19 protein-coding genes and 1 tRNA gene are annotated in these 13,305 nt (G+C 69.5%); 10 read left to right on the forward strand and 10 right to left on the reverse strand.

What is annotated here, in order from left to right; translation table 11 throughout:
* Positions 1-101: 101 nt before the first annotated feature.
* From AB0K82_RS11575 to AB0K82_RS11585, 3 genes are read right to left on the reverse strand one after another with little or no spacing between them, the layout of a single operon-like run.
* On the reverse strand, positions 102-671 hold the full coding sequence (locus AB0K82_RS11575) for a TetR/AcrR family transcriptional regulator (protein ID WP_364395516.1): 570 nt from the start codon (positions 669-671) through the stop codon (positions 102-104).
* A gap of 5 nt (positions 672-676) precedes the next feature.
* Entirely contained in the window at positions 677-1,321 is a 645-nt protein-coding gene (locus AB0K82_RS11580) for a maleylpyruvate isomerase family mycothiol-dependent enzyme (protein WP_364395518.1), read from the reverse strand.
* Positions 1,318-2,292, reverse strand: a complete 975-nt coding sequence (locus AB0K82_RS11585) for an LLM class flavin-dependent oxidoreductase (protein ID WP_364395520.1) — start codon at positions 2,290-2,292, stop codon at positions 1,318-1,320. The genes AB0K82_RS11580 and AB0K82_RS11585 overlap by 4 nt, the downstream gene beginning before the upstream one ends.
* Before the next feature lie 249 nt (positions 2,293-2,541).
* Here AB0K82_RS11585 and AB0K82_RS11590 point away from each other — a divergent pair, with 249 nt between their 5' ends.
* Positions 2,542-2,994 (forward strand): DUF1801 domain-containing protein, encoded by a 453-nt coding sequence (locus AB0K82_RS11590; RefSeq protein ID WP_364395522.1) that lies wholly within the window; start codon positions 2,542-2,544, stop codon positions 2,992-2,994.
* A gap of 129 nt (positions 2,995-3,123) precedes the next feature.
* On the opposite strand, the gene AB0K82_RS11595 is transcribed toward AB0K82_RS11590, so the two are convergent.
* The gene (locus tag AB0K82_RS11595; RefSeq protein WP_364395524.1) at positions 3,124-3,225 is read right to left on the reverse strand and encodes a DUF397 domain-containing protein; all 102 of its coding nucleotides are present in this window, start codon (positions 3,223-3,225) and stop codon (positions 3,124-3,126) included.
* Positions 3,209-4,033 (reverse strand): helix-turn-helix transcriptional regulator, encoded by an 825-nt coding sequence (locus tag AB0K82_RS11600; protein WP_364395525.1) that lies wholly within the window; start codon positions 4,031-4,033, stop codon positions 3,209-3,211. The genes AB0K82_RS11595 and AB0K82_RS11600 overlap by 17 nt, the downstream gene beginning before the upstream one ends.
* 121 nt (positions 4,034-4,154) lie before the next feature.
* On the opposite strand from AB0K82_RS11600, the gene AB0K82_RS11605 reads away from it, so the two are divergent.
* The 3 genes from AB0K82_RS11605 to AB0K82_RS11615 all read left to right on the forward strand — a co-directional run bounded on the left by AB0K82_RS11605 (position 4,155) and on the right by AB0K82_RS11615 (position 5,353).
* Positions 4,155-4,562, forward strand: a complete 408-nt coding sequence (locus AB0K82_RS11605) for an ATP-binding protein (RefSeq protein WP_364395526.1) — start codon at positions 4,155-4,157, stop codon at positions 4,560-4,562.
* Positions 4,559-4,756 (forward strand): hypothetical protein, encoded by a 198-nt coding sequence (locus AB0K82_RS11610; protein ID WP_364395527.1) that lies wholly within the window; start codon positions 4,559-4,561, stop codon positions 4,754-4,756. Before AB0K82_RS11605 ends, AB0K82_RS11610 begins: the two co-directional genes overlap by 4 nt.
* A gap of 414 nt (positions 4,757-5,170) precedes the next feature.
* Positions 5,171-5,353, forward strand: coding sequence for a hypothetical protein (locus AB0K82_RS11615; protein WP_364395529.1), 183 nt, complete (start codon positions 5,171-5,173; stop codon positions 5,351-5,353).
* A 382-nt stretch (positions 5,354-5,735) separates the two neighbouring features.
* On the opposite strand, the gene AB0K82_RS11620 is transcribed toward AB0K82_RS11615, so the two are convergent.
* The 3 genes from AB0K82_RS11620 to AB0K82_RS11630 form a co-directional block, all read right to left on the reverse strand.
* Positions 5,736-6,614, reverse strand: coding sequence for an ion transporter (locus AB0K82_RS11620; RefSeq protein ID WP_364395530.1), 879 nt, complete (start codon positions 6,612-6,614; stop codon positions 5,736-5,738).
* A gap of 146 nt (positions 6,615-6,760) precedes the next feature.
* Positions 6,761-7,753, reverse strand: coding sequence for a pirin family protein (locus AB0K82_RS11625; RefSeq protein ID WP_364395532.1), 993 nt, complete (start codon positions 7,751-7,753; stop codon positions 6,761-6,763).
* A gap of 96 nt (positions 7,754-7,849) precedes the next feature.
* Positions 7,850-8,602 (reverse strand): SDR family oxidoreductase, encoded by a 753-nt coding sequence (locus tag AB0K82_RS11630; protein WP_364395534.1) that lies wholly within the window; start codon positions 8,600-8,602, stop codon positions 7,850-7,852.
* A 132-nt stretch (positions 8,603-8,734) separates the two neighbouring features.
* On the opposite strand from AB0K82_RS11630, the gene AB0K82_RS11635 reads away from it, so the two are divergent.
* The gene (locus AB0K82_RS11635; protein WP_364395536.1) at positions 8,735-9,487 is read left to right on the forward strand and encodes a LysR family transcriptional regulator; all 753 of its coding nucleotides are present in this window, start codon (positions 8,735-8,737) and stop codon (positions 9,485-9,487) included.
* A gap of 13 nt (positions 9,488-9,500) precedes the next feature.
* Positions 9,501-9,962: a MarR family transcriptional regulator gene (locus tag AB0K82_RS11640; protein ID WP_364395538.1), complete on the forward strand. Its 462-nt coding sequence runs from the start codon at positions 9,501-9,503 to the stop codon at positions 9,960-9,962.
* A gap of 26 nt (positions 9,963-9,988) precedes the next feature.
* On the opposite strand, the gene AB0K82_RS11645 is transcribed toward AB0K82_RS11640, so the two are convergent.
* Positions 9,989-10,303: a hypothetical protein gene (locus tag AB0K82_RS11645; RefSeq protein WP_345366575.1), complete on the reverse strand. Its 315-nt coding sequence runs from the start codon at positions 10,301-10,303 to the stop codon at positions 9,989-9,991.
* A gap of 99 nt (positions 10,304-10,402) precedes the next feature.
* Between AB0K82_RS11645 and AB0K82_RS11650 the strand changes: the two genes are divergently transcribed.
* Positions 10,403-11,155, forward strand: coding sequence for a M15 family metallopeptidase (locus AB0K82_RS11650; RefSeq protein WP_364395540.1), 753 nt, complete (start codon positions 10,403-10,405; stop codon positions 11,153-11,155).
* 21 nt (positions 11,156-11,176) lie between these two features.
* On the opposite strand, the gene AB0K82_RS11655 is transcribed toward AB0K82_RS11650, so the two are convergent.
* Positions 11,177-11,338 (reverse strand): hypothetical protein, encoded by a 162-nt coding sequence (locus tag AB0K82_RS11655; protein WP_364395542.1) that lies wholly within the window; start codon positions 11,336-11,338, stop codon positions 11,177-11,179.
* A gap of 135 nt (positions 11,339-11,473) precedes the next feature.
* Here AB0K82_RS11655 and AB0K82_RS11660 point away from each other — a divergent pair, with 135 nt between their 5' ends.
* The 3 genes from AB0K82_RS11660 to AB0K82_RS11670 all read left to right on the forward strand — a co-directional run bounded on the left by AB0K82_RS11660 (position 11,474) and on the right by AB0K82_RS11670 (position 12,801).
* The gene (locus AB0K82_RS11660; RefSeq protein WP_345366569.1) at positions 11,474-11,830 is read left to right on the forward strand and encodes a hypothetical protein; all 357 of its coding nucleotides are present in this window, start codon (positions 11,474-11,476) and stop codon (positions 11,828-11,830) included.
* 151 nt (positions 11,831-11,981) lie between these two features.
* Positions 11,982-12,632, forward strand: coding sequence for an MOSC domain-containing protein (locus AB0K82_RS11665; protein WP_364395544.1), 651 nt, complete (start codon positions 11,982-11,984; stop codon positions 12,630-12,632).
* Positions 12,633-12,709: 77 nt separating this feature from the next.
* Positions 12,710-12,801 (forward strand) — tRNA-Ser (locus AB0K82_RS11670).
* Positions 12,802-13,305: the final 504 nt, after the last annotated feature.

Genomic DNA, 13,305 nt, shown 5'->3' on the forward strand with positions numbered 1-13,305 from the left:
GCCCCGCCTCCTCAAGACGTGCGCATACCGGACGTCGAACTATTGTTCGAAGTTCACGTCACGGTAGCGCACCCGGGGCGGGTCCGTCAGCGGAACGCCCGCTACCCGTCGAACAAATTATCGACCATGCGCTGGAGCGCGCCGGCCATCTCCGCGCGCCTCTCCGGCGCCGCCGCGACGACCAGACCCGCCTGCCAGAGCGCGCCGAACAGCAGGTGAGCGAGCGGTTCCGGCGCCTCGTCCGGGCGCAGCTGCGCAACCGAGGCCCGCAGCAGTCGCCGCGCGCAGTGCGGATTGTCGAAGTCGAGGGAGCGTTGCCAGCCGAGTACGAGCGGTCCTTCGATCAGAAGGATGCGCCGGACGGCGGGCTCGAGGCAGGAGTCGAGGAACGCGTCGGCGCCCGCCTTCAGCCGCTCGACCGCCCCGCCCTCCGCCGTCTCGGAGACCGTACGGGCGCGCTGGAAGATGTCCTTCTCGATCGCCTCGTGGGCCGCCCGGAACAGCTTCTCCTTGTCGGCGAAATGGTGGTAGAGCGCACCGCGCGTCACCCCGGCGCGCCGCACGATCTCCGTCGTCGACGTCTCGGCGAAGCCCTTGTCGGTGAACAGGGCGATGGCCGCGTCGACGAGCGCCGCCCGCGTCGCCTCGCCCTGTTCCACCTTGAGACTCATAGCGGTCATCGTAGGTGCACGTTGATGGTCGCGTCCGTCCCGAACTCCGCCGGATCCGCCCGCCCGGACGCGACCAGCACGAACCGCAGGGGGTCGCCGCGCAGCACGGGGCCGCCGGCACCGATCGCGTACTCGCCGGCCCCGTCGAGGACCAGCCGGAACGGGCCCCGGCCCAGCCGGTCGAGTTCGCCGCGGAGCCACCCGGCGCTCGCGAGCAGGCCGGGTCCGCGGTCGCTGGGCCGGCCGAGCGCCGCCCGGATGTCGTCGCCGTGCACGAACGCGTCGTACCAGAGCGTGTGCACGCCATTGCCGAGGGACCGTCCGACCTTCTGGACCGGTCGTTCCCAGGCCGCGTCGTCGAGTGACTCCAGGAACGGGAGCAGGCTCCCGGCGGCCGTGCGCAACCGGGCGGCGAGGTCCGCCGGCGCGGCGTCCCGGAACGCCCGCGCCTGCTCGTCGGGCGTACGTGCGCCGACCACGCCGTCGACGGCGTCCACGGCGTTCGCCGTGACGTGACCGGCGACGTCGCGGACCTCCCAGCGGGTGCACCGGGTCGCCGTACGCCACTCCTCCGGCGACAGCCCGTCGATCAGCGCGGCGAACCTCGCGTACTCCCCGGCCAGACCCGCCACGACCTCCGCCCGCCTCATCGGACGCCCCCGGCGACGACCCGCGCCTGCGCCCGTACGGCCTCCGCGATCCGGGCGACGGTCTCCAGATGGGGCGACGCGTCCAGGGCGCCGACGCGGACGACGAAGTGCCGCGCACCCGCGCCGGCGTACGCCGCCAGGCGCTCGGCGCACTGGTCCGGCGTGCCCGCGATGAAGGCCTGGAGCCCGGCCATGTCGTCCAGCGAGGAGCCGTAGTACGCCCGGACGTAGGCGTCCAACTCCCCGCGTGCCCGTTCCGGATCGTCCTGCGGGAGCACGGTCACGTACAGCGCGGGCGTGACCGCCTCGGGCTCGCGCCCGGCTCCGGCGACGACCGCGTCGATCTGCGCCCGTTGCCTGCCGTACTCCACCGGATCGGGAAGGTAGGGCAGCCAGCCGTCGAAGAGCCGCCCGACCCGGTCGACCGCCCTCGGCCCGGCGCCGGCCAGCCAGAGCGGCGGCCCGCCCGGTCGCGCCGCCGCCGGGAGACCGGCCAGCCCCTCGAACCGCCAGTAGCGACCGTCGAAGGAGTCCGGCCGGTCCGCGCTCCACAGCGACCGCCACAGCCGCACGGTCTCCAGCAGGCGACCGAGCCGCTCGGTGAACGGCACGCCGGCCGCGGTGAACTCCGCCTTCGTCTGCGGGTACGGGAAGCCCGCGCCGAGGGCGAGCGTCAGCCGGCCCTCGCTGACGAGGTCGAGGGTCGTGATCGCGTGGGCGGCGAGCAACGGCTGCCGGAGCGCGCCGGTCAGCGCGGCCGTGCCGACGCCCACGGTGGTCGTCGCGGCGGCGACGGCCGACAGGAGGGTGAGCGGCTCGACGCGGGGCCGGGCGGTCAGCGAGTCACCGGCCCAGACGGAGTCGAAGCCCAGGTCCTCCGCCTGGCGGGCGAACTCGATCAGTCGCGACACGTCCCAATCGCCGCCGATCGCGGCCTCACGCGTGGGGAGCAGTACGCCGATGTCGATCATGCCGCACACCATACATACATGCAGCCTGTACGTACAGGCTGCATGTATGTAACCGCCCACCTCGACGGGGTGGGCCTGGCCCCGAACCGCATCCCGGGTGTGGCGCCCCAGGCGCCCAGATGGGTCAGGAATCGAGAAGCGCGACTTCCGGCACCGCTTCTAGTCTCATCGTCATGGCGTCCACCGGATGGACGCACGACCATCTCTCAAGACCCCGAACAGCAATCGATCCGCAAGGAGAAACCAACCATGAGCAACACCGCCGACAGCGCGTACGAGGGATTCAGTGCCGAGGAGCGGGCCGCGATGAAGGACCACGCTCAAGAGATGAAGAAGGCGTCGCGGCGCGGTTCGAAGGCGGACAAGGCGGCAGAGGCGGCCCGGGACGTGCTCGCGAAGATCGCCGAGATGGGGAACTCGGACCGGGTCATGGCCGAGCGTGTGCATGCCGTCATCACGGCCAACGCCCCGACTCTCGCGCCGAAGCTCTGGTACGGCATGCCCGCCTACGCGCTGGACGGCAAGATCGTCTGCCACTTCCAGCCCGCGGAGAAGTTCAAGACGCGCTACGCGACGCTGGGGTTCAGCGACCCGGCGACGCTGGACGAGGGCCCGATGTGGGCGGTCGCGTTCGCCCTGACCGAGCTGACCCCCGAGGTGGAGGCACGGATCGCCGAGCTGGTGAAGAAGGCGGTCAGCTGAGACGCCCTCGGCTCTCGCAGTGGCCACTCCCCGTGCGTTCCAGGGCGGAGTCGATCGGTCGCGACACGTCCCGCCTCTCGACCTGGATATCCAGGTCGAGAGGCGGTCTCTCCGAACCAGGAGGAAGCGTCAGGCCGAACGCTCGTCCTCGAAGACGGCCACTTCGACGCACTCGCCCTGGCTGGACGTGTTGCTTCGCGCGGACGTACGCCAATCAATCACTTGCTGCATGGGAGAGGTCCTCCAAGATGCTCGCGATCAAGGTTAGGGAGTCATCCTCGGACAGGGCTTTAGCGCGAATCCGGTTGTACCGCACCGCTAGCTCCTTCGATTCGCCCTCATCGCGGACGAGTCGCCCGGATAGTTGCGCCTCTACAAAGGCTATCCGCTCATCATCGACCGACAAGAGGACGAAGCCACCGTCAAGGCCGACGTGAGCGCCGGCTCTCGTCGGGATGACCTGAACCGTGACGTTCGGGCAGTGGGCGATCTCCAGAAGCCGCGCGAGCTGCTCGCGGAGGACGGCCGGCCCTCCGATCGGATTCCGAAGTACCGACTCCATGATGATCGCCCAGACTTCCGGGGGGTCGTCACGGTCCAGGATCTCTTGTCGAGCGGTCCGGGCGGAGACCGCCTCGTCCAGGTCCGGCGCTCGACTGCTTTCAAGCAGCGCACGGGTGTACGCGGGTGTTTGGAACAGGCCGGGGATGACGAGCGGCTGAAAGATCCTGATATCGTCGGCACGACACTCGTAGCCGGTGTAGCGGCGGAACCACTCTCGATCATGTTCCCGATGCTGGTGCGTGTACAGCTTCAAGAAGAGTTGGCCCGTAGGCCACAGCTCATCGAGCGCTTCGGCGTGATCCTTATGGAACGCTCGCCGGCCGGCCTCCAGATGCTGTATCTGCGGCTTGGTGACGCGGAGGAACTGAGCTAACTCAAGCTGCGTCATTCCAGCTACTTTGCGGCGTTCGCGTAGCTCGCAAGCCATCCATTCCCGGACAGACCGGAATGGGTCGAGGTCATCCGCCTGCGACATCGGCACCACTTCCTTCGCCCAGTAAGGCTACAAACTCTTTGTAGTCACTAATCGCTCCCCACGGTAGCCCTAACGCCCACATCCTGAAAACCCCTGACCACAGGGCTGCCAAGGAGGCGTCATGTCGGGCATTGCGATAAACCCTGGAGTCGCGCGTTACGTGGACCTCGGACCGGGTCCCGAGTTCGCCGGCGTCGCGCGCCGGTTCGGCAGAAGAGTGCTCTCGGCGTGGGGCCTCGGCCGGCTGGCCGACGACGTCGAGCAGATCACGGGCGAGTTGGTCGCCAACGCGATTCCCGGCGGTGAATACCGGCTGACCCTGTACCTTGACCTCAGGACTGCGGTCCTCCGGGTCGAGGTCGCCGATCAGCGCAAGGGCAAGCCGGAGCAGCGAAGACCGTGTGATGACGACGAGCATGGACGCGGCCTGTGGATCGTCGAAACCCTCGCGGACAGCTGGGGCTATGAGGAAACGGCTCGCGGAAACCGGGTGTGGGCCGAGCTCCACGTGAGACGAGGTCTTAAGTGACGATCCCCGAATGCGATCTCGTCCGGCGACTCGAGGAGTTCCGCTGCCTGCTGAACCGAACGCTGGTCGTCGGCGTCAGCCGCATCGGCGAACTCTCCCAACTCCAGGTATTGGTTAGGAAATACCCCGCCGAAGCGCGCCAAATGCTCGGCGAGTTGGCCGATCCAACGAGTGGCGACGAGCCGACCGCATGATTCCCTGGCGTTCACTGCGTTCTACCGACAGCGTCCGCCAGGGATCATCGCAACGAGTCCCCGCGCCCGGCCTCGCGGCGACCTTTGCCGCCGCTGTGGTCTCATTGCCGCCGATATCATCGGGTCGATGACCGATTTGCCGGGGCTGGTACGTCAACGGCGACGTCAAAGTGGGTGATCGATCCGACCATATGGCTGGAAGCCTTATGGCCGGAGGCGCGCGGCGATGCTCGCCGAAGCGGCATTCGAGGTGTTCGGCGCATGCTGGATTGCTTGGTGTCTCGTCCACGTCGCCGTCCGAGAACGGGCCGGCGAAGTCGCGAGACGGCACCGGGCCGGGCCGCATGTGGCGATTGCAGAGCCAGGTTCTGGCCGGGCGGCCTCAGTTGGCTCTCCAGCAAAGGAACCAGCCCCGTGCTGAACGCACGGTCAGACGAGAACATCCTGGAGGCGACCATGTCGCAGGAGAAGAAGCAGCCGCTCACCCCGGAAGAAGAGGCCGCGCCGCGGCGCGAGATCACGAAGGGGGCGGGCAACTGGACCGTCCCTCGCATCGAGGTCGACGGCAAGCCGCCGCCGGAGCGACGGGACGGCTGATGCCTCTGGCGAATTAGCCGGCACGCCGGAGGACGCGTTGTGAGAACCCAGGCGGGAGGGGGCCCACCCCCCCCCGCTCCATGGACGAGGTCCCCGCCGGTCCTCACCCGGCGGTCGTGTCGAAGGCTCGGTGAAAGCGGCGTTCAGTCGTGGACATGTCGTTCTTCGCCGCATTCCCGGGCCGCTTCGCCGAGCGTTTCGTTCAGCCGCCGCGAGGCGGTGCCGAAGAGGTTCCGGGCTGAGGCTTGGCGGCGATCTGCGCTGCAGCCCATCGCCGCCGGCCGACACCAGGACTGTCGCGCCATGGGCGGGCGGGCGTGTGCCTACCCGTCGCCCTCGGCGGCGCGGACCTCGAAAGGTAGCGGCATTCGTCGGCCGGCTCTCAGCCGACCTCGACCTCGTCCAGCCCGTTCGGGCGCGAACGCGGCCCGGCGCCTTGGGACGAATCGGTGTCCGCGGCGGCCGGCGAGCGGGCCTCGAGCCGGTCGATCTTCTCGCTGAGCGCCCGGATCTCGTTCATCAGCGCGTTGTGCTGCTCCAGCTCCAGCTCCTGGTCCTCTTTCCAGCGCGAGGCGTCGACCTCGGTCTGCATCGCGGAAACGATCACGCCGATGAGCAGGTTGAGGATGAAGAACGCCGTGACCACGATGAACGTGACGAAGAAGATCCAGGCCAGCGGCTCTTTGGCCATCACGTCCTCGGCGACGCTCGGCCAGTTCTCGACCGTGAGCACCGTGAACATCGTGAACAGCGACTTCCCCAGGTTCCCGAAATGCTGCGGGGCCGCCTCGTGGAAGAGCCGCTCGCCGATGACGGCCGCGACGTAGAGCGACAGCAGCAGGAGGACCAGGATCGAGGCCAGCCCCGGAATCGCGGAGAACAGCGCCGAGATCACCCGGCGCATGCTCGGCACCACGGAGATCAGCCGCAGGATGCGCAGGAACCGGAAGAGGCGGAGGATCGACAGCGACTCCGAGGCGGGCACGAGGGCGACGCCGACGATGATCAGGTCGAACCAGTTCCACGGATCGCGGAAGAACGCCTTTCCCTGTGCCGTGATCCGCAGGAGGATCTCGACGGCGAAGATCGCGACGATGATCCGGTCGATCACGACGAAGGCGACGGCGTGCCCGTCGGCCAGGCCGGGTGAGGTCTCCAGCCCGAGCGCCACCCCGTTCAGCGTGATGACGGCGATGATCGTACGTTGGAACGCCGGAGCGTCGACGAAGCTACGGAGCCGTTCACGCGAAAAAACGGACAACCCGCCACTCCATGGCATGAGACGCCTGCGACCGCTTAAACCCTACAAGTCACGCGGGTTGCCTGATCCACCATCGGAATCCGGCGGGACGTTCCCGGCAACGCGAAAGCCCCCACCAGGGCAGGGGCTTCCGCGGGCGGTGGAGCCTACGCGAGCGATTCGTCGGCGGGGCTGCGGTGCGGGACCCGCTCGGCGGGGATCGCGCCCATCCGGCCGGCCTGGAAGTCCTCGAACGCCTCGATGATCTCCTGGCGGGTGTTCATCACGAACGGGCCGTACCGCGCGATCGGCTCCCGGATCGGCAGGCCGCCGAGGATGAGGATCTCCCAGCCGTTCCGGCTGGCCGACGGCTGCGAGTCGGCCGCCGTGACGGTGAGCGCGTCGCCCTTGCCGAAGACGGCGAGCTGCCCCTCGTCCACCGGCCGGCCGTCCGGTCCCGCCTGGCCACGGCCCGACAGGGCGTACACCAGCGCGTTGAAGTCGCGCGGCCACGGCAGGGTCAGCCGGGCGCCGGGCGCGACGGTGGCGTGCAGGTAGGTGATCGGCGTGTAGGTGACGCCGGGCCCCTGGTGCCCCGCCAGCTCCCCCGCGATGACCCGGACGACGGACGAGCCGTCGTCGCTGGACAGCAGGGCGACGTCGCGCGACTCGATGTCCTGGTACCGCGGCGGCACCCGCTTCTGGGCGCGCGGCAGGTTCACCCAGAGCTGCACGCCGTGGAAGAGGCCGCCCTTGGCGACCAGTTCGGGCGTGGGCTGCTCGATGTGCTGGATCCCGGCACCGGCGGTCATCCACTGGGTGGCGCCGTCGGTGATCAGCCCGCCGCCGCCCGTGGTGTCCTGATGTTGGAAGGCCCCGTCGATGATGTAGGTCACGGTCTCGAAGCCGCGGTGCGGATGCCAGGGCGTGCCCTTGGCCTCGCCCGGGGCGTACTCCACCGCGCCCATGTGGTCGAGCAGGAGGAAGGGGTCGGCCAGCGACAGGTCGATGCCGGGGAACGGCCGGCGGACCTGGAAGCCCTCTCCCTCCAGGTGCTTGGCGGCGGTGACGACCTTGGCGACCGGCCGCCAGGCGGTGTCCTGCTCCGGTAGGCGGGGCAGTCGGGTCAGGGTGAGCGGATCGGCGGTCACGGCGGGCATCGGAACCTCCTCGGTCGGTACGACCCATGGAACGTGATTGAAGATTCAATCATTCCCGTGGGCCGTCCATCGAGCCGCGCGGCGCCTATTGCGCTGTCACCAGGGCACCACCCCGGCGTCTTCGAAGAAACCGCCGGTCGGTCCGTCGTCGGGGAGGGTCGCGAGCCGGAGCGCGATCGCCGCGCCCTGCTCGGGGGTACGGACGCCGCGGAAGCCGTTGAGGTCGGTCGCGCAGAAACCGGGGCAGCCGGCGTTGATGAGGATGTTGGTGTCGCGGAGCTCCCTGGCGTACTGGACGGTGACGGCGTTCAGGAACGTCTTCGATGGTGCGTACGCGGCGGAGATCGGGCCCGTCCCGCGCTCGTCGGCGGAGTCGGATCGCCGGGCGACGGATTCGGACTGCCGGGTGAGGGAGCCGACGCTGCTGGACATGTTCACGATCCGCGGCGACGCCGAGCGGCGCAGCAGCGGCAGCATCGCGTTGATGACGCGGATGACGCCGATCACATTGGTCTCCACGGCCGTCCGCACGGTCGCGGGGTCCACCTTGGTGGGCTCGTGCGGCATGCCGCCGGTCACGCCGGCGTTGTTGACCAGCACGTCGAGGCGGCCGGCACGCTCCTCGATCAACCTCGCGGCGGCGGCCACGCTCGCGTCGTCGGTCACGTCGAGCGGCACGCCGAACACGTCGACGCCGGCCGCGCGCAGCTTCTCCACGGCGGCCTCCCGACGCTCCTCGTCCCGGGCGCCGACGCCGACGCTCCAGCCGAGCGCACCCAGGCCGACCGCGATCTCGTACCCGATTCCCTTGTTCGCGCCGGTGACCAACGCGATCGTCTGTTCGCTCATGCCCTCGATCCTGGCCGCGCCCCCGGCGCGGCCGCCAACACCGTTCAGGTGGGCGGCGATACCTCTCCAGTATCGATCCAGGTCATCGGCCACCGTGGGTTTTCGGGGCGCGGCACGCCGTACCGTTGCGGCATGGAGACGCGGGAGTTGCGGTACTTCGTCGCCGTCGCCGAGGAGTTGCACTTCGGACGGGCCGCGCAGCGGCTCGGAATCGCGCAGCCGCCGCTGTCACGGGCGATCCAGCAGCTCGAACGGCGGCTCGGGGTGGCGCTGCTGGTACGCACCAGCCGCAGCGTCACGTTGACCGAGGCCGGGTCGGTGCTGCTGCGCGAGGGCCGGGCGGCGCTCGACGCGGTCGACGCCGCCGACCGCCGTACCCGCCGTGCCGCCCTCGCCGCGACGGGCCACCCCGGCCTGGTCCTCGTCACGAAGGCCGGGGCGTCCAGCGAACTGCTGTCGAAGCTGCTCGACGCGTACGCCGCCGAACCCGACGCGGTCGCCGTCGACGTTCTCCTGTGCGGGCCCGCCGAGCAGGAGCGCCTGCTGCGCGACGGGCGGGCCGACGTGGCGCTGCTGCACCAGCCCTTCGACTCGACGGTCGGGTTCGACACCGAGGAACTGCGCGCGGAGGGACAGGTCGTGGTCCTGCCGGCCGGGCATCCCCTCACCGGCCGGGCCCACCTGCGGATGGCCGACGTCACCGCGCTGCCCGGCCTGCCGTTGCCGCGCTGGCCCCGCGCCGACGGTGACGACGGTGATCGCGTGGCCGCCGCACAGCCGGTCCCGGGCCCTCGCCGGGCTGGTTCGCGCCGCGACCCGCCTGTAGGGGCCGTTCACGTCCCCCGATCACACCACGAAAACTTGTTGAAAATTAAACCATCCTGATATCATGGCGGACATGAGCGAACCGCGCTGGCTCGATGCCTCCCAACAGCGTGACTGGCGCGCCTACATCGAGGGCAGCGTCCGGTTGGCCGACCTCCTCGACCGCGACCTGAAGGCGAAGCACGGACTGACCACCGCCGAGTACGAGATCCTCGTGCGCCTGTCCGAGGCCCCCGACCGGCGGCTGCGCATGGCCGAGCTGGCGGAGTACGCGAGCCAGTCGCGGAGCCGCCTCTCGCACACCGTCGCCCGGCTGGAGTGCAAGGGATTCGTCTCGCGCGGCACCTGCGGTGACGACAAGCGCGGAGTCAACGCCGAGCTCACCGAGAAGGGCCTCACCTTCCTCGACCGGGCCGCACGTGATCATGTCACCACCGTACGGGACTTCTTCATCGACGTGATCGACCCGGAGGACCTGAAGGCCATCGGCCGGGCGTTCAGCGCCGTCGCCGAGCGGGTCGGCAAGGTGCGCTGACCTCGACGGCACGAGCACCGGCCGACTCAGGAGTTGAGGCCGGTGCAGAAGCCGAGCGAGAACAGCGTCATGAACGTCCAGCCGCACATCAGGCCGACGCCGTACAGCCGCGTGAAGCCGGTCATCTTCCAGGCCAGGAAGCCGCCGAGCCCGAACGCCAGCAGGAGCAGCGCCAGCGCCTGAGCCAGCAGGCTGAAGTCCTTGCCGCCGGAGAGGTTCATCTCGAGGGCGGAGTACATCATGATCGAGTCGACGAGGATGAAGGTGCCGAGCCCGCTGCCCACGGCGGTGATCTCGCGCATACCGAGGGGCGGTCGCCGCTTCTCGCCCGTGTCCGTCATGATCGGCCCTCACGGATCGACTGCCCCGGCCGTAGCCGCAGACTAGTTCGCCCGCCGATTCGGGACGAAGCATCGGCGACCGCATGTAATCCTTCCGTTATGGAACGCCTGACCCTGGCCGCCGTCCTGGGTGGCGCGGCTGTGGCCCTTTCGGCCTGTGGCGGGGGATCGTCGGACACGGCCCGCCCACCGGCCGCGCCGGCGGCGACGTCGCCGGCCGCCACCACTCCAGGCTCAGCCACCCCGACCTCCTCGCCGTCCGCCACCGCCTCGGCGAGGCCGCAGGCCTTCACCGCAAAGATTTCGAAGATTCCCTCGCGCGCGACGGTCAAATACTCCTGGCACGCCGGCTGCCCGGTCGGCCTCGACGGCCTCCGGCTGATCCGGATGACGTACTGGGGCATGGACCACAAGCCGCATGAGGGCGAGATGGTGGTCAACGCCCACGTGGCCTCCAAGATCGTCAGCGTCTTCCACAAGCTGTACGACCAGCGCTATCCGATCCGGCGCATGGAGCTCGTGGACAAGTACAAGGGCAGCGACTTCGACTCGATCGAGGCCGACAACACCTCGGCGTTCAACTGCCGCAACGCGACGGGGTCCAGCAACTGGTCCCAGCACGCGTACGGGCTCGCCGTCGACCTCAACACGTGCGAGAACCCCTACGTGCACTCGAACGGCCACATCGAGCATCCGCGCTGCGTGAAGTACGGAAACCGCAAGCGCAAGGATCCCGGTGTGATCCACGCGGGTGACAAGGTCGTCCGGGCCTTTCGCTCGATCGGCTGGGGCTGGGGCGGCTCCTGGGGCGGCCCCTGGGACTTCCAGCACTTCTCCGCGAACGGCCACTGACCGATCCGGGTGGGGTCGCCGTCAGATGACGAGCAGCGCCACCACGACGATGACCACCAGCAGGACGGCCGCACCGCCGATGATCAGCCCGGTGTTGGGGCGCGACGGTGACGCGTCTCCCCGGTTGGCGAACGCCCGGAACTGCTGGGTGCTGCCCGCAGGATCCTGTTCGTTTTTCGGCATGCAAGTGAAGATAGTGGAGATACGCCGAGGTCACCGGCTCTTCGCCACATCCGGCGAAGCCCGGCACGTCGCCGGGATTCAGGCCGTCGACACCATGGCTTTTAAAGCCAAGAAGCGTCACATAACGTGACACGCATGGGCGGATCGGAGTTGCGCGCTGAAACAGCGCACGGCGCGGCGTACGACGCCCCCTCCGGCGCGCTCCTCCTCCGGCTGCTCGACGAACTCGGTCCGGGCAACCAGTACCTCATCGTGGACCGGCTCGACGCGCCCGGCCCCGGCCACTACATGCAGGTGTACCGGGAGGTCGACGGGACGTTCGCCGTGGAGTACCGCGAAGGCGCGGCGGACCGCCACTTCGAGGCCGTCGCCGCCGACCTCTGGCAGGTCCACGAGGTCCTCACCGCCTGGGCGGCCGACGCCCCGGGGTGGCGGGACGGGTTCGACTGGCGGCACTGGCCCCGGACGGATGACGGCCCCGCGTACGAATGACGGCGCCGCCTACGGATGACGGCCCCGCGTACGGATAACGGCGCCGCCCACGGATGACGGGCCCGCGTACGGCCGCCCCATCGCCCCGGGTGGCGGCCCGTCGGAACACAAATCGGTCGCGGTCGGCATTCCATGCGCTTACCGTTCGACCATGGCACTCCTCGTCTCGGTCAACGTCGGCAGGCCACGCCCGAACCCGTGGAAGGACACGGGGACCACGGGCATCGACAAGCGCTCCGTGGACGGACCGGTCGCCGTCACCGCACCGGGGCCCAAGGGCACCGGCGCGGTCGGCCTCGCCGGAGACCGCGTGTACGACGTCAAACACCACGGCGGCGCCGACCAGGCGGTGTACGCCTACGCCCGCGAGGACCTGGACCGCTGGGCGGCGGAGCTCGGGCGCGACCTTCCGGACGGCGTCTTCGGGGAGAACCTCACCACGTCCGGCCTCGACGTCAACGGGGCGCTGATCGGGGAGCGCTGGCGCGTCGGAGAGCAGGTGCTGCTGGAGGTGTCCTGCCCGCGCATCCCCTGCGGCACCTTCCAGGGCTGGATGGAGGAGCGGGGCTGGATCAAGCGCTTCACCCGGGCCACGTTGCCGGGCGCGTACCTCCGGGTGATCGAGCCCGGCGAGATCCAGACCGGAGACCCGATCACGGTCGAGGACCGTCCGGCGCACGATGTCACGGTCGCGCTGGCCTTCCGCGCCCTGACCGCCGAACCCGACCTGCTCCCCAGGCTGCTGGTGGCCGAGGCACTGCCCGAGGAGGACCTGCGACGCATCCACCGCCGCGTCGGCTGACGCCCGGGCCGCGCGGAAACGGCGACCGGTGTCCGGCGCACGGCTCCGCGTCCGGCCCGCTATGGTGGTCACCACTTGGAGGGTTCGCATAGTGGACTAGTGCAGGCGCCTTGAAAGCGCCCAGGGCTGGGGACAGTCCTCGTGGGTTCGAATCCCACACCCTCCGCCACGTGATGTCACAGGACATCGAAAACCCTCCGAACCTCACGGGCTCGGAGGTACAGCCTTCGCGGTCAGAGATAGCAGAATCCCGGCGGGGGTGGTACAGAACCACCCCCGCCGGGATCAGTGATCAGGATCCCGCTGGCGCGGAGCCCTTACGTCGGGTCGTTCACCGCAGCGGCGGCGCCGGCGACCGCGGCGGCTCCTCCGGCGACTTCGGCTGCTTCGGGGCGTCCTCGGGGTTCGTGATGCCCAGCGGCTTGACCTGGAACTGCAGCATGGTGGTCGTCCTCTCGTTGCGCGACCGTCGGTTCCTTTGGGTGACCGACGCGTCTTCGGTAAGGACTGTGCGTGGCAGGCGATCTTGCGCAACGTCGAGATCGACACGGCCCGCGACGAGGAACGTCCCGATCTTCTGAAACCGGACACCACACCCACCGACGACCGAAAGAGGCCGCCGCCCCGCCCCCGGGGGGGGCGGGCGCGGGTGTTTGTGCACCACCCGGCCCCG

Origin of the sequence: Actinoallomurus sp. NPDC052274, from assembly GCF_040679475.1 — a bacterium.
Lineage (GTDB): Bacteria > Actinomycetota > Actinomycetes > Streptosporangiales > Streptosporangiaceae > Actinoallomurus > Actinoallomurus liliacearum.

What these genes read in the sequence shown, in the direction of transcription:
- AB0K82_RS11575 (WP_364395516.1), bottom strand. Translation starts at nt 671, where the DNA reads ATGAGTCTCAAGGTGGAACAGGGCGAGGCGACGCGGGCGGCGCTCGTC.
- AB0K82_RS11580 (WP_364395518.1), bottom strand. Translation starts at nt 1,321, where the DNA reads ATGAGGCGGGCGGAGGTCGTGGCGGGTCTGGCCGGGGAGTACGCGAGG.
- AB0K82_RS11585 (WP_364395520.1), bottom strand. Translation starts at nt 2,292, where the DNA reads ATGATCGACATCGGCGTACTGCTCCCCACGCGTGAGGCCGCGATCGGC.
- AB0K82_RS11590 (WP_364395522.1), top strand. Translation starts at nt 2,542, where the DNA reads ATGAGCAACACCGCCGACAGCGCGTACGAGGGATTCAGTGCCGAGGAG.
- AB0K82_RS11595 (WP_364395524.1), bottom strand. Translation starts at nt 3,225, where the DNA reads ATGCAGCAAGTGATTGATTGGCGTACGTCCGCGCGAAGCAACACGTCC.
- AB0K82_RS11600 (WP_364395525.1), bottom strand. Translation starts at nt 4,033, where the DNA reads ATGTCGCAGGCGGATGACCTCGACCCATTCCGGTCTGTCCGGGAATGG.
- AB0K82_RS11605 (WP_364395526.1), top strand. Translation starts at nt 4,155, where the DNA reads ATGTCGGGCATTGCGATAAACCCTGGAGTCGCGCGTTACGTGGACCTC.
- AB0K82_RS11625 (WP_364395532.1), bottom strand. Translation starts at nt 7,753, where the DNA reads ATGCCCGCCGTGACCGCCGATCCGCTCACCCTGACCCGACTGCCCCGC.
- AB0K82_RS11630 (WP_364395534.1), bottom strand. Translation starts at nt 8,602, where the DNA reads ATGAGCGAACAGACGATCGCGTTGGTCACCGGCGCGAACAAGGGAATC.
- AB0K82_RS11635 (WP_364395536.1), top strand. Translation starts at nt 8,735, where the DNA reads ATGGAGACGCGGGAGTTGCGGTACTTCGTCGCCGTCGCCGAGGAGTTG.
- AB0K82_RS11640 (WP_364395538.1), top strand. Translation starts at nt 9,501, where the DNA reads ATGAGCGAACCGCGCTGGCTCGATGCCTCCCAACAGCGTGACTGGCGC.
- AB0K82_RS11645 (WP_345366575.1), bottom strand. Translation starts at nt 10,303, where the DNA reads ATGACGGACACGGGCGAGAAGCGGCGACCGCCCCTCGGTATGCGCGAG.
- AB0K82_RS11650 (WP_364395540.1), top strand. Translation starts at nt 10,403, where the DNA reads ATGGAACGCCTGACCCTGGCCGCCGTCCTGGGTGGCGCGGCTGTGGCC.
- AB0K82_RS11655 (WP_364395542.1), bottom strand. Translation starts at nt 11,338, where the DNA reads ATGCCGAAAAACGAACAGGATCCTGCGGGCAGCACCCAGCAGTTCCGG.
- AB0K82_RS11660 (WP_345366569.1), top strand. Translation starts at nt 11,474, where the DNA reads ATGGGCGGATCGGAGTTGCGCGCTGAAACAGCGCACGGCGCGGCGTAC.
- AB0K82_RS11665 (WP_364395544.1), top strand. Translation starts at nt 11,982, where the DNA reads ATGGCACTCCTCGTCTCGGTCAACGTCGGCAGGCCACGCCCGAACCCG.